The organism is Halorientalis regularis (assembly GCF_023698535.1).
Taxonomy (GTDB): domain Archaea; phylum Halobacteriota; class Halobacteria; order Halobacteriales; family Haloarculaceae; genus Halorientalis; species Halorientalis regularis.
Map to the genome: position 1 here is coordinate 91518 of NZ_JALJCL010000002.1, position 14099 is coordinate 105616.

The 14099-nt window shown below is 66.4% G+C and carries 11 protein-coding genes; 5 read left to right on the forward strand and 6 right to left on the reverse strand.

The window, feature by feature from the left end:
• Positions 1 to 52 precede the first annotated feature (52 nt).
• Positions 53 to 190 (reverse strand): hypothetical protein, encoded by a 138-nt coding sequence (locus tag MU521_RS02735; protein WP_175452792.1) that lies wholly within the window; start codon positions 188 to 190, stop codon positions 53 to 55.
• A 138-nt stretch (positions 191 to 328) separates the two neighbouring features.
• Here MU521_RS02735 and MU521_RS02740 point away from each other — a divergent pair, with 138 nt between their 5' ends.
• Positions 329 to 646: a hypothetical protein gene (locus tag MU521_RS02740; protein ID WP_139171066.1), complete on the forward strand. Its 318-nt coding sequence runs from the start codon at positions 329 to 331 to the stop codon at positions 644 to 646.
• A gap of 126 nt (positions 647 to 772) precedes the next feature.
• Here MU521_RS02740 and MU521_RS02745 read toward each other — a convergent pair whose 3' ends face one another.
• The gene (locus tag MU521_RS02745; RefSeq protein WP_092689418.1) at positions 773 to 1117 is read right to left on the reverse strand and encodes a DUF7344 domain-containing protein; all 345 of its coding nucleotides are present in this window, start codon (positions 1115 to 1117) and stop codon (positions 773 to 775) included.
• Between the two features lie 99 nt (positions 1118 to 1216).
• On the opposite strand from MU521_RS02745, the gene proS reads away from it, so the two are divergent.
• Complete coding sequence (gene proS / locus MU521_RS02750; protein WP_092689421.1) at positions 1217 to 2668, forward strand: proline--tRNA ligase; 1452 nt, start codon at positions 1217 to 1219, stop codon at positions 2666 to 2668.
• Between the two features lie 264 nt (positions 2669 to 2932).
• The gene (gene gltB, locus MU521_RS02755) at positions 2933 to 7495 is read left to right on the forward strand and encodes a glutamate synthase large subunit (RefSeq protein WP_092689423.1); all 4563 of its coding nucleotides are present in this window, start codon (positions 2933 to 2935) and stop codon (positions 7493 to 7495) included.
• A gap of 170 nt (positions 7496 to 7665) precedes the next feature.
• Here gltB and MU521_RS02760 read toward each other — a convergent pair whose 3' ends face one another.
• Complete coding sequence (locus MU521_RS02760) at positions 7666 to 7824, reverse strand: hypothetical protein (RefSeq protein WP_175452793.1); 159 nt, start codon at positions 7822 to 7824, stop codon at positions 7666 to 7668.
• A 213-nt stretch (positions 7825 to 8037) separates the two neighbouring features.
• On the opposite strand from MU521_RS02760, the gene MU521_RS02765 reads away from it, so the two are divergent.
• On the forward strand, positions 8038 to 9027 hold the full coding sequence (locus MU521_RS02765) for an NAD-dependent epimerase/dehydratase family protein (RefSeq protein WP_092689426.1): 990 nt from the start codon (positions 8038 to 8040) through the stop codon (positions 9025 to 9027).
• Positions 9028 to 9108: 81 nt separating this feature from the next.
• A complete protein-coding gene (locus tag MU521_RS02770) occupies positions 9109 to 10164 on the forward strand; it encodes an NAD(P)-dependent glycerol-1-phosphate dehydrogenase (RefSeq protein WP_092689428.1) in 1056 nt (351 codons plus the stop codon).
• A 211-nt stretch (positions 10165 to 10375) separates the two neighbouring features.
• Here the strand turns inward: MU521_RS02770 and MU521_RS02775 are convergent, their stop codons facing one another.
• The 3 genes from MU521_RS02775 to MU521_RS02785 are packed head-to-tail and all read right to left on the reverse strand — an operon-like array spanning position 10376 to position 14063.
• On the reverse strand, positions 10376 to 11275 hold the full coding sequence (locus MU521_RS02775; RefSeq protein ID WP_092689430.1) for an ABC transporter permease subunit: 900 nt from the start codon (positions 11273 to 11275) through the stop codon (positions 10376 to 10378).
• A complete protein-coding gene (locus MU521_RS02780) occupies positions 11272 to 12207 on the reverse strand; it encodes an ABC transporter ATP-binding protein (RefSeq protein WP_092689433.1) in 936 nt (311 codons plus the stop codon). The genes MU521_RS02775 and MU521_RS02780 overlap by 4 nt, the downstream gene beginning before the upstream one ends.
• Positions 12208 to 12260: 53 nt before the next feature.
• The gene (locus MU521_RS02785) at positions 12261 to 14063 is read right to left on the reverse strand and encodes a S9 family peptidase (RefSeq protein ID WP_092689435.1); all 1803 of its coding nucleotides are present in this window, start codon (positions 14061 to 14063) and stop codon (positions 12261 to 12263) included.
• Positions 14064 to 14099 lie beyond the last annotated feature (36 nt).

The window sequence follows — 14099 nt, forward strand, 5'->3', positions numbered from 1 at the left end:
ACGTCGAGCAGAGATGAGACACCAGTGCCGAGACGCCGTCGGGGTCGTAGGTTCAGAACCCGCCGTACGTGGCGGGATCGCGCTCACGGGCGAGCAGGGCACAGGTCTGTGATCGCGCGGCCGCATCGGGCTGGAACGCCACGAACCAGAACTGACCGAGTTCACCGTCGGACTCGCTGTGTTCGGTCACGCCGGCTATCGGAGGGCGTCCCACTCCCCGTCGACGTAGACGTGTACGTCGAGGCCACTTTCCGCGAGTCGTTCGTAGACGGGACGCTGGACGGCCGGTGCGGCCGGGCGCTGGAAGCCAGCGTGAAGCCCCCTGTCCGTGTCGCCAAGCCCGATCCTCGATCTCGTGGGTCGCCGCCAGCAGTTGCCGGCGCTCGAACGACTGGAAGAGCGTGTCGTCGAGCAGTTCCAGCAGTGGTTCGAGCGAACTCGTCTCGGTGGACGCGGCGTCGAAAACCCCCGCAGTGGGCTCGAACAGCGTCGCAACGGTTTCCAGCGGAACGGTTCCGAGGAAGCGGTCGCCCTGCCGGACGGTGACGAACCCGGCCCCGGATTCCGGCGGGAGCCGGTCGAATCGAACGTCGGCGTGCCAGTCCGAGGTCGCTCGGCGAGGTCCGCGGGTGGATCGGCGGCGTAGACGGTCACTATCCGTCGCTGGGCCGACAGGTCGTCGACGAGCGACTGGAGTGTCTCGGTCATCGGTCGATCAGGTCCTGGATCGATCGGAGTCGATCACCGGGGGCCGCGGCCTCGGCCTGAAGGGTCACGTCGAGACAGCCGTCCACCCACTCGGGGTAGTCCCCGAGCGCGACGACGCCGGTGTCCGGATCGTACTCGGCGAGGCACACTCCAGGAGCTTCGGCAGGTGGACGTGTTGCAGCGCGATTCGTCGCTCGTCACAGGCAGCAGAGCCGGCGTCGATCCCGGCACTCGTCGCGAGCCACCCGGTCACCACGTCGGTCAACTCGGCCCAGGTGGCATCCCCGTGTTCCCGGAGATAGTAGAAGAGAAACCGACGGGTGTGGTTCGAGAGCGCTTCGAGTCGACCGTCGACAGTCTGGGGCGGGAACGGTGTAGTATCGGGATCTATGGGGTGTATCTCTATCACAGATTGGTTTATTTGTTTTTGCAGTGTAATTATGAACCGTTCCGGGTGGATCGGGTGCGAACACGGCGAGTTTATTAGTCCCGTGTCGGATGACCGTGTATGAGCGATTCGCAGGAACTCGGTATCACCGAGAGCAAGGAACACGCGACTGGCGAGTGGTACGCGGAAGTGATCCAGAAGGCCAAACTCGCCGACTACGCGCCGATGGGTGGGTTCATCGTGACGCGCCCGCGCGGGTACGCGCTGTGGGAGCGCCTCCAGAACCACCTCGACGCGTGGTTCAAGGACACGGGCGTCACCAACGCCTACTTTCCGATGTTCATCCCCGAATCGTACCTCGAAAAGGAGAAAGACATCGTGGAGGGATTCGACCCCGAAGTGGCGTGGGTCACCCACGGCGGCTACGACGAACTGGAGGAGCGACTGGCCGTGCGCCCGACCAGCGAGTCGATCATTACCCCCTTCCTCGCGCAGTGGACGCGGAGCCACCGTGACCTCCCCCACCGGGTCAACCAGTGGTGTTCGGTCGTTCGGTGGGAGGCCACCGAGACCAAGCCGTTCTTCCGGACCAAGGAGTTCCTCTGGCAGGAAGGCCACACCGCACACGAGGACGGCGACGAGGCCTGGGACGAGGCGATGACCCGACTGGACCAGTACGAGAACCTCTACGAGGACGTGCTGGCCATCCCGGTCCTCCGGGGCCGCAAGCCCGACCACGACAAGTTCCCCGGCGCGGACACCACGACGACCGTCGAGGCGCTGATGCCCGACGGCAAGTCCGTGCAGGGCGCGACCTCCCACTATCTCGGCCAGTCCTTCGCCGAGGCCTACGACGTGACCTACGTCGACGAGAACGAGGACGAACAGACCGCCCACACCACCTCCTGGGGGCTGTCCTGGCGCTCGCTGGGCGCGCTGGTGATGACCCACTCCGACGATCAGGGACTCGTCCTGCCGCCTGCCCTGGCACCGGAGCAGGTCGTCATCGTCCCGATCTGGCAGGAGGACACGAAGGAGGAGGTCCTCGACTACGCCGAGGAACTGGCGCTTGATCTTGACGAGGAGTTCCGCGTCCACCTGGACGACCGCGACGAGCGCAACCCCGGATTCAAGTACAACGAGTGGGAGCTCAAAGGCGTCCCACTCCGGATCGAGGTCGGCCCCAACGAGGTCGACGACGAGGAGGTCACCCTCGTGCATCGACCCGACGGCGAGACCGAGACCGCCGACCGCGACGACCTGGACGAGACGGTCGAGGACCACCTCGACACGGTGTTCGCGAAGCTGAAAGCCGACGCCGAGGAGAACCTCGAGGAGAACGTCCGCGAGGCCCACAGCCGCGAGGACATCCTCGGGACCATCGGCCAGCACGGTGGCTACGTCAAAGCACCCTGGTGTGGCGACGAGGACTGCGAGGACCCGATCAAGGAGGCCATCGCCGCCGAGATCGTCATGGTCCCGATGGACCCCGACGCCGAGCCCATCGGCGACGACTGCGCGATCTGTGGCGAGGACGCCACCGAGACCGCATACTTCGCGAAGAGTTACTGATAGTCGCCCAATAAGCAGTCACTTTTGCCGCTAGATGGCGGTGATGGGGAACTCCAAAGGGTGCGTCCGAGAGGATCCATCCCGAAATAGTTCGTCCGTTGAAAATAGAGTTCCGGCGGGCTGGGACATCTCTGAAGTGTGTTTTGGTTCTCCGACGAATATTGTCAGTATTGTAGTGAATGTGTTTATATGCCCTTATTTGCGTTTAACAGACCCTTAGCCCTTGAGGGACAGTCTCTTAACGGACCAGTCAAACTAACGCGTATGGTTGGGCAACGGACTACTGATGAGTCTGCGAGCGAGGTCGGGCTCGTGGATCCCACTGACGCACGGTCTAACTGTGGCGTCGGTGTCGTCATGGATCTCGACGGGGGTCGAGACAACGACATCGTCGCCGACGGTTTGGAACTACTCGAGAACCTCGAACACCGCGGAACGACGGGTGCCGAGGAGAACACCGGTGACGGTGCCGGCATCTTGCTCCAGATGCCCCACGAGTTCTTCGACGCCGAGGTCGACGCCGATCTCCCGCCGCGAGGCGAGTACGCGGTCGGGTCACTCTTTCTCCCCCGCGACGACGAGGCCGCCGCGGGACTGAAAGACCTGGTCGAGTCGAAACTCGCCGCGGAAGGCCTAGAGGTCTTCCACTGGCGAACTGTCCCGACGGACAACTCGACGCTCGGCTCGACAGCTGTCGAGTCCGAACCCCGTGTCGAGCAGGCGTTCGTCCGTCCCGAGGGCGACGTGACCGACGAGGAGTTCGACAAGCGCCTCTACGTCGCACGCCGAGTAGTAGAGAACACTGTCGAGGACGAACAGCCGGCGGGTCACGAACGGTTCTACATCGTCTCGCTCGATCAGGACACGGTCGTCTACAAGGGTCTCCTCCTCGCCGAGCAACTGCCCGAGTACTACCCCGAACTCACCGACGAGCGGATGGCCTCGACGTTCGCGATGGTCCACGCGCGATTCTCGACGAACACGCTGGGCGCGTGGCACCTCGCACACCCCTACCGCAACATCATCCACAACGGCGAGTTCAACACCATCCAGGGCAACATCAACTGGATGCGCGCCCGCGAGACGGACCTCTCCGCGGAGGGCTTCGCCGACCACTACACCGACGCGGAGATGGAGAAGATCAAGCCGATCATCGACGACCCCGAGCAGTCCGACACGGCCAGCGTCGACAACGGCCTGGAACTGCTCATGGAGGGCGGCCGCGACCTGCCCCACGCGCTCCGGATGCTCATTCCGGAGGCGTGGCGCGGCGAGGCCAACATGATCTCCCAGAAGCGGCGTGACTGGTACGACTACCACGCCTCGCTGGTCGAGCCCTGGGACGGTCCCGCCCTCGTGGCGGCGACCGACGGCGAGCGCATCGGCGCAGTACTGGACCGCAACGGGCTACGCCCCTGCCGGTACGACATCCTCCAGAACGGCCGCCTCGTGATGTCCAGCGAGGCCGGCGCGCTGGACAACGACCCGGCGGAGATCGAGAAACGCGGACGACTCCAGCCCGGGCAACTGTTCCTCGCCGACCCCAACGAGGGCCGGGTCATCCCCGACGACGAGGTGTTCGACCGCCTCACCGACGAGAAGTACGCCGAGTGGGTCGACAAGGAGCAGGTCCACCTCGACGACGTGGCCGAGGGCGAGATCGAACCCCAGGGCCGCGTCGACGCCCTGCGGTCCTACCAGGCGCTGTACGGCTACACGTACGACGAGGTCGACCACCTCATCCAGCCCATGGCCGAGAAGGGCAAGGACCCGGTCGGATCGATGGGTGACGACACGCCGCTGTCGGTGCTCACAGAGCACAACCGGCCGCTCTTTAGCTACTTCAAACAGCTGTTCGCCCAGGTCACGAACCCGCCGCTGGACTACATCCGCGAGGAACTGGTGACCTCCCTCGAATCGCGACTGGGCTACCAGCACAACCTGCTCGCCGAGAGTCAGGACCACGCCCGACAGCTCATCGTCGACTCGCCCGTCCTCACCGACGAGGAGATGGGGGCGGTCAAAGGAATCGACGAGAACGGACTCTCGACGGCGGTCGTCGACATCACGTACGACCCCGAGGAGACCGACCTCCGGACGGCCGTCGAGGACGTGCGGGCCGAGGCCGACGAGGCCGCGACCGAACACGACATCCTCGTCCTCTCGGACCGGAGTGCCGGCGAGGACGCCGTTCCGATCCCGAGCCTGCTTGCCGTGGGCGGCGTCCACCACCACCTCGTGCGTAACGGCCTGCGCAATCACGTCGGGCTCGTCGTCGAGTCGGGCGACCCGCGCACGGTCCATCACTTCGCGACGCTGATCGGCTACGGCGCGGGCGCGGTCAACCCGTACCTCGCCTACCAGACCATCGAGGACCTCGTGGCCGGGCCGGACGGCGCGAACCTCGACACGGCCATCGAGGCCTACATCGGGGCCGTCGAGGACGGCCTCCTCAAGACGATGGCCAAGATGGGGATCTCGACGGTCGAGAGCTACCAGGGCGCACAGATCTTCGAGGCCGTCGGGCTCGATTCGGACTTCGTCGCCGAGTACTTCGAGGGGACGACCTGCCGCACCGAAGGGATGGAGATCGAGGACCTCGAATCGGACCTGCGGACCCGCTACGACGTGGCGTTCAGCGACGATCCCGAGATCGAACGCCAGGGCGAGTTCGAGCACCGCACCGGCGGCATCCACCACCAGTGGAACCCCGAGACGGTCGGGACGGTCCAGCAGGCCGTCCGGCAGGGCGACTACGAGAAGTACAAGGAGTTCGCCGAGAAGATCAACGACCAGACACAACAGCTCCAGACGCTTCGGGGACTGCTGGAGTTCGACACCGAGGATCGTGAATCCATCCCCATCGACGAGGTCGAACCCATCGAGGACATCGTCGAGCGGTTCGAGACGGCCGCGATGTCCCTGGGGAGCCTCTCGCCGGAGATGCACGAGAACAACGCCATCGCGATGAACCGGCTGGGCGCCAACGCCAACACCGGCGAGGGCGGGGAACCGCCCGAGCGGTTCGGCACCGAGAAAGAGTGCAAGACCAAGCAGGTTGCCTCCGGTCGGTTCGGCGTCACCAGCGACTACCTCTCGGCCGCAGAGGAGATCCAGATCAAGATGGCACAGGGGTCAAAGCCCGGCGAAGGTGGCCACCTGCCCGGGAAGAAGGTCAACGAGATGATCGCTCACGTCCGGTACGCGACGCCCGGCGTGGGTCTCATCTCCCCGCCACCGCTGCACGACATCTACTCCATCGAGGACCTCAAGCAGTTGATCCACGACCTCAAGGCGGCCAACCCCGACGCCGACATCAACGTCAAACTGGTCGCCGAGGACGGCATCGGCACCATCGCCGCCGGTGTGGCGAAGGCCAACGCCGACAAGGTCCACATCTCCGGTCACGACGGCGGGACCGGCGCGTCACCGAAGACCTCCATCAAGAGCGCAGGCCTGCCCTGGGAACTCGGTGTCGCCGAGGCCAACCAGATGCTCCGGGCGACGGACCTGCGCTCCCGGATCAAGGTCTCGACCGACGGCGGCATGAAGACCGGTCGCGACGTGGCCGTCGCCGCACTGTTCGGTGCCGAGGGCTACGCCTTCGGGACCGCCTCGATGGTCACCTCCGGCTGTGTGATGGCCCGGCAGTGTCACGAGAACACCTGTCCGGTCGGCGTCGCCACCCAGAACGAGAAACTGCGCGCTCGCTTCCCCGGCACGCCCGAAAACGTCATCAACTACATGACCTTCGTCGCGCAGGAACTGCGCGAGATCATGGCCGAACTCGGCTTCGAGACCGTCGACGACATGATCGGCCGCGTGGACGTCCTCTCCCAGCGCGACGACGTAGAGCACCCCAAGGCCAAGAAACTCGACCTCTCGTCGATCCTCGCCGAGCCCGCGGGCGACGACGACCGCTACAAGACCCGCGAACAGACGCACGAGGTCGACGAACAACTCGACTGGGATATCCTGGACGAGATCGGTGACACCATCGAGACCGGCGACCCGGTCAGCCTGTCGATGGACATCGACAACGTCGACCGCGCGGTCGGGGCGACCCTCTCGAACCGCATCTCGAAGGAACACGGCACGCCCGGCCTGCCCAGCGACACCATCCGCGTCGACTTCGAGGGCGTGGCCGGCCAGAGCTTCGGGGCCTTCCTGCAGGACGGTGTGACCTTCGAGCTGACCGGCACCGCCAACGACTACGTCGGCAAGGGCCTCTCCGGCGGGAAGATGATCGTCAACACGCCCGCCGAAGCGCCCTACGAGCCCGAGGAGAACACCCTGATCGGCAACGTCGCCCTCTACGGCGCGACCCAGGGCGAGATGTACGTCAACGGCCAGGCCGGCGAGCGCTTCGCCGTCCGCAACTCCGGCGTGAAGGCCGTCGTGGAGTCGGTCGGCGACCACGGCTGTGAGTACATGACCGGCGGCGCGGTCGCGGTGCTGGGCGACACGGGCAAGAACTTCGCGGCCGGCATGTCCGGCGGCGTCGCCTACGTCCTCGACCGCAAAGGCGACTTCGAGCGGAAGGTGAATCGTGGGATGGTCTCGACGTTCGACACGCTCGACGAACGGGACCGCTCGATGCTCCGCCGCCTGCTCGAGAACCACGTCGCCTACACCGACTCGGACCGGGCGCAGTACGTCCTCGACAACTGGGAGGCGGAACTGGACAACTTCGTGAAGGTCCTGCCCGACGCCTACGCCGAGATCATCGAGGACGACGACGAGGCCGACGTGCGGACCGAACCGCCCGAGGCCGCGACCCCCAGTGCGGAGGCCGGCGAGGCCGCAGCGGGCCAGGCCGACGACTAACCGCCACTTTTTACGTCGGGGGGTCGCCGGTGGCGACCCCCCGAAGCAAAAACTTGGGGAAAAACCGCCGCGAGCGCGTCGCTGACGCGCTCGCGGCTGCTGTGCTTGCTGCTGGTCGTGCTCATTCTACGGCACCGCCACACTGCCCACGAAAAATTCGACCGACGGCGTCAGTTACTGTTCCGGAGGTCCTCGATCCGCGCTTCGAGGTCGTCGATGGCGTCTTCTACGTCCTGTTTGGCCGACTCGCTCAGCTGTTCGGCTTCCTCTGCGGCAGTGGCAAAGGTCTCCCGAACGTGTTGGAGTGCGTCGTCGGTCTGATCGGACATAGCATCGGGAACGTGTCACTCGTGAGTCATAAAGTCTGTGGCAGAATAGTTGCCATATCACAAATCGAGCGGGCGGCCCCGACCGTCCGAGTCGAGAGACGGTCGAGCCGTCGTGTGATTGGATCGACGGTCGACAGCGACCCGGGTCCCAGCGATGCCGAGACCGCCCGGCCCGGACCGAACCTTTTCAGCCAGGGCGTCGTGAGGTGACCCATGACCCAGGCGCTCGTCATCGGCGGGACGCGGTTCATCGGCCGCCACACCGTCGCGGAGTTGCGCGACCACGGCTACGACGTAGCGATCTGCAACCGCGGCGAACACGAGAACCCCTTCGCCGACACGGCCGTCGAGCACGTCCAGGGCGACCGGACCGACGACGGCGACCTGGCCGACGCCGCCCACGCCGTCGCCCCGGACGTGGTGATCGACTGCGTGGCCTACCACCCCCGCGACGTGCGGGCCGCGACCCGGATCTTCGACGACGTCGAGGCCTACGTCTTCGTCTCCAGCGGCGCGGCCTACGGCGAGGAAGCGATCCCGAAACGCGAGGGCGAGACCACCCTCCACGACTGCTCCGACGAACAGGCGACCGACGACTCGGAGGCGAGTTACGGCCCGCGGAAGGCCGAGGGTGACCGAGCGGTGTTCGCCGCGGCCGCGGACGGCGTGAATGCGATGAGCGTCCGGCCGTGCAACGTCTACGGCCCCCACGACTACACCGGACGGGTGGACTACTGGATCGACCGCGTGGCGAACCACGACCGCGTCCTCGTCCCCGGCGACGGCACGAACGTCTGGCACCGGGCCTACGTCGAGGACGTGGCCGCGGCGCTCCGGATCGTCGCCGAGGACGGGACGCCGGGCGAGGCCTACAACGCGGGCGACCGCCGAGCGACGACGCTGGACGAACTGGTCGAGGGCATCGCCACGGTACTGGACGAATCGGTCGAGATCGTCCACGCCGGACCACGGGAACTCGCGGCCGGTGACATCGACGCCGAGGAGTTCCCGCTCTATCGGGACTACCCCCACCTGCTGTCGACGGCGAAACTGTCGGGACTGGGCTGGGCGTCGACGCCGCCCGAGGACGCACTCGCCGCGACGGTCGAAGAGTACGTCGAGAGCGACCGCGACGGGAGCGAGCACGGCCCCGACCGCGAGGCCGAGGCGCGCGTGCTGGGCGTGCTGGACACGCTGGCGTGAGGCGATGTACTGCCGTTCCGTCGGACGCCTCATCCTCTACCGAGAGAAAAGGGTTTCACGCGTCGGCCGAGACGGGAACACATGTTCGACAAGTCGACGTGGATACGCCTGCCTCGGAACGTGGTGGTGGGGCACGGCGTCCTCGACGAGACGGTCGACGCCGTCGCCGAGTTACACCTGACGGGGCGGCCGCTCGTGGTGACGAGTCCGACGCCCCGGGAGGTGGCGGGGGACCGCGTCGTCGAGGCGTTCGGGGCCGAGGGAACCGAACCGGCGCTGACGACGGTCCAGGAGGCCAGCTTCGCCGAAGTCGAGCGCGTCATCGAGACCGCCCGGGCCGAGGAGATCGGCTTCCTGATCGGCGTCGGCGGCGGCAAAGTCATCGACATCACGAAGATGGCGGCCGACGAACTCGGGAAGGGGTTCGTCTCTGTGCCGACGGCGGCCAGCCACGACGGCATCGTCAGCGGCCGCGGGTCGGTGCCGGAGGGGGATACGCGCCACAGCGTGGCCGCGGAACCACCCCTCGCCGTGGTCGCCGACACCGAGATCCTCGCGGAGGCCCCCTGGCGGCTGACCACCGCCGGCTGTGCCGACATCATCAGCAACTACACCGCCGTCAAGGACTGGCAACTCGCCCACCGGCTGAAAAACGTCGAGTACTCCGAGTACGCGGGCGCGCTCAGTCAGATGACCGCCGAGATGCTCGTCGAGAACGCCGGCTCGGTCAAGAAAGGGCTCGAAGAGTCGGCGTGGGTCGTCGTCAAGGCGCTGGTCTCCTCGGGTGTGGCGATGTCGATTGCGGGCTCGTCCCGGCCGGCCAGCGGCGCGGAACACCTCTTTTCCCATCAACTCGACCGGCTCGTGCCCGGAGCGGCACTCCACGGTCACCAGGTCGGCGTCGGCTCGATCATCACGGAGTACCTCCACAGCGGCGAGACCGAGTGGCGCAAGATCAGGGACGCGCTGGCCGGGATCGGTGCGCCGACGACCGCCGAGGAACTCGGGATCGACGACGAGACGGTGATCGAGTCGCTGACGACCGCCCACCGCATCCGGGACCGCTACACGATCCTCGGCGACGGTGTGAGCGAGGCGGCGGCCCGGGAGGCGGCCCGTGCGACCGGCGTCATATGAGGAGTTGACTCTCCGGTGGGTCGGCGTGCCACTGACAGCCGGCCGCGGGCGTGCCGCCGACGTGCGTGCCGGCAAGGGTCATGCAATCAGGCACGGACTAGCAGAGAGTTAACCCGTCACATATTTTCGACCTCTCGGAAGGCACACAACCCCCGATTGACGCCGGACGGGGATGGGGTGGTATCGAGCGGTGAGTCGACCGAAAACGCCGTCAGCCGAGGTCGGCGTTCCGGAAGACGGCGTGAGCCAGCAGTCCAGCGCCGACTGCCCAGGCCAGCAACGTCAGGACGGCGAACCACTCGGTGAGGTAGAACGGTGTCGGCTGGAGACTCTCGACGATCCGGGCCCGCTGTCCGATGCCGTCCATCGCGATGCCGGGGTACGGGACCGGAAAGTTCGTGAACACGAGGGAGGCCACCCGGGTGTAGGCTGCGGTCGGGCTGAGGTAGCTGAGAAGCAGGTACCAACCGCCCGATCCGGCCCGCGGGACGCCACCGAAGGGTAACGCGAGGAACTGGATCACACCGGTCCAGGCGACGTGCGTCACGAAAAACAGCGCGAAGACTGTCGTGATCGCCTGGCGTCGCGTGTTGGCCAGTGCCGACACGCTGACTGCGAGCGTCGTGAACACGGCCCCGAGCAGGAGCGTGACGACGAACAGTCCCAGGATGGCGACGAAGAACTCTCCTGGCGCACCGAGACCGACGAAGACGGGAATCATCACGACCATCGCGACGAAGCCGACGGCGATGCTCACGCCGATGACCGCCGTCCGGCCGAGGATCTTCCCGACGAAGATCTCCCCGCGCTCGAAGGGGAGTCCGAGCAGGAGTTTGAGGCTTCCCGACCGGCGCTCGCCGACGACCGACATGTATCCGACGACCAGCGCGATGATCGGGACGATCCAGGTAATCGGGTTCGTGAGCGTGACCAGAACGAGCTTCGGGACGACACCAGCCGGGACACCCTCCGGGAAGTTGATCTGTGAGATCCGGTAGGTGGCGAGGATCGCGATCAGGGCGAAGAGGGCGCTGACGACCCAGACTGCCTTCGATCTGACGGCGTCGTCGAAGTCCTTCCGGGCCATGACCGCGAGCTGGTGGTCCCTCATGCCGACACCTCCGCTTCGGTCTCGTCCTCGTCGATCAGTTCGGCGAACAGCTCTTCGAGCGAGGACTCGGCGGTCTCGAAGTCCACGACCGTCGCGCCGCCATCTTCGAGCCGGTTGATGACCTTCGCCTTCGCCGTCGAGTCCGACAGGTTCATCGTCAGCTCCGGCCCGTCAGCCCTGACGTTGCTCACGCCGTCCATCGCCTCCAGGTCCGACAGCGTGAGGTCCGGTTGCTGGTCGACGGTGACGTGTAGCGTGGTCCCGACGCCGACGGCGTCGCGAATCTCTTCGAGGCTCGCCACCTCGATGAGTCGCCCCTCGTTCATGATGCCGACCCGGTCACAGACCGCCTCCACCTGCCCCAGGATGTGACTGGAGAAGAAGACGGTCGCGCCCCGGTCGACCTCCTCCCGGATGATGTCCCGCATCAGTCGGATGCCGTTGGGGTCCAGCCCGGTGGAGGGCTCGTCGAGGATCAACAGGTCCGGTTCGCCGATCAGGGCCATCCCGAGGACCAGCCGCTGGGCCATCCCCTTGGAGTAGTCCCCAGCGTTACGCTCGGCGTCAGCGGGGTCGAGCCCGACCCGGGCGAGGACATCGTCGGGGTCGTCGTCGGCCTGGCGGGCCTCCACGACGAACTCCAGGTGTCGACGGCCCGAGAGCCGTTCGTACAGCTGGTAGGCGTCGGGCAGGACGCCGACCCGCTCGCGGATGTCGACGGCCTCCCCCCGCGTCCGGTGGCCGAAGACACGCGCCTGCCCCGCGGTCGGCGGCGTGTAGTCCAGTAACATGTTGATGAGCGTCGACTTCCCGGCCCCGTTCGGTCCCAGAAAGCCGAAGACCTCCCCCTGTTCGACGGTCAGGTCGACCGAATCGACGGCGACCACCTCCCCATAGCGCCTGGTCAAGGCGTCCGTCTCGATCGCTGCCATACTCACCCTCTCTACTGCCCCATCAACAAGTTTTCTGATTCGCCAGTTACACGTTAGACGTGCCGGTCGAGGAAGTGGACGACCGTCGTGTAGGCCTCGATCTTGTTCTCCAGCTTCGAGATGCCGTGGCCCTCGTCCTCGAAGATCAGTTTCTCGACGGGGACGCCCTGTGACCGGACTTCCTCGACGATCTGTTCGGCCTCCCCGACGGGTACCCGTGGGTCGTTCGCACCGTGGAGAACGAACAGCGGCGCCGTGATGCGGTCGGCGTGGTTGAGCGGACTGATGGCTTCGAGGAACTCCCCGTCGTCGTCGAGCGACCCATACTCGGCCTCGCGGTGTTCCTGTCGCCAGGCACCCGTATTTTCGAGGAACGTGACGAAGTTGGCGATGCCCACGGAGTCGACGCCGGCCGCCCACAGGTCCGGGTACTCCGTCAGCGCCGCGAGCACCATGAACCCGCCGTAGGAGCCACCCTTGGCGACGATTCGGTCCGGGTCGACCGCGGACTGGTCGGTGAGCCACTCGACGGCCGCCCGGATATCTTGCACCGAGTCCATCCGCTTCTCCACGTCGTCGAGGTGGGTGTAGGCCTTGCCATAGCCCGTCGAGCCGCGGACGTTGGGCTCGAAGACCGCGTAGCCCCGCGAGAGGAAGTACTGTGTCAGTCCCGAAAAGGAGGGGCGGCGCTGGCTCTCGGGGCCGCCGTGGATGTCGACGATCACGGGGACGCCGGCCGACGCCCGCACGTCCTCCGCCGGGAGCGTGAAGTAGGCGGGAATCTCCCGCCCGTCGAAGGTCTCGTAGTGGACGAGTTCGGGTTCGCGGAACGTCGAGCGCGGGATGCCGGCGGTCGAGGCCCGCGTCCACTGCTCGGTCTCGCCCGACTCGAACGCGACCCGGTGGACGTTCGTGTTGTTCGTCCGACTCGACGCCGAGAGCGCGAACACCTCGCCGTCGGGACCGAAACTCACGCCGCCCGCGGTGCCGTCGGGCAGGTCCGGCGCGGGCCGGGTGTCGTACTCGGTCGTTCCCGTCAGCTCGCCGACCGTGATCTCCGTGTAGCCGTCGACGTTCCGGGAGAACGCCAGCCGACCGGTCTCGTCGTCCAGCGCGATACCGTCGACGTTCCACGCTCCCCCGTCCTCGACGACGGCGAACGCTCCCGAATCCAGATCCAGCCGTTCCAGCCGGAGCGTGTCGCTATCGCGGTCGGTACAGCAGTAGATCGCCTCGCCGTCGGGCCCCCAGGAGGGGCTGTTGTACCGCACGTCCCCGTCGTGGGGCGTGACGTGTTCGAGGTCGCCCGAGTCGAGATGGAGGACGTAGAGGTCCTTGTCGAACGACGAGGTGTGTTCGGTGACCAGCAGGCCGTCGTCGTCGGGACTCCAGCCCGCCAGCGCGAGCCAGCCGTCGCCCTCGTGGACGAGTTCGGCCGCCTCGCCTCGCTCGTCGCGACCCTGTACGTACACGTCGAAGACGGACTCGTCGCGGCGGTTGGCGGCGAAGGCGATCCGGTCCCCGTCGTGGGACCACCCGCCCCAGTAGTGGATGGCGTCGGGCGTGTCGGTGAGCGGGTCAACTTCGCCCGAATCCAGGTCGAGGCGGAACAGTTGCGTGAACTCGTCGCCGCCTTCGTCCATGCCGAAGGCGAGTTCGCGGCGTTCGGGCGAGAACGAACAGAAAGTGACGCGTTCGTCGTAAAACGTGCGTTGCTCGGGCCAGCCGGCGGGTTCGTCGAGCGTCCAGATCTGTGGCGTCCCGGTCGTGTCCATCAGGAAGGCGAGAGTGCCCGCCGGACCGATGGACGCGCCGTAGGCGCTGCGGACGTTGAGGTACCGCTCCAGGTCGTGCATGGCTGTGGATCGGACGGAGTCCCTATACGTTTTATG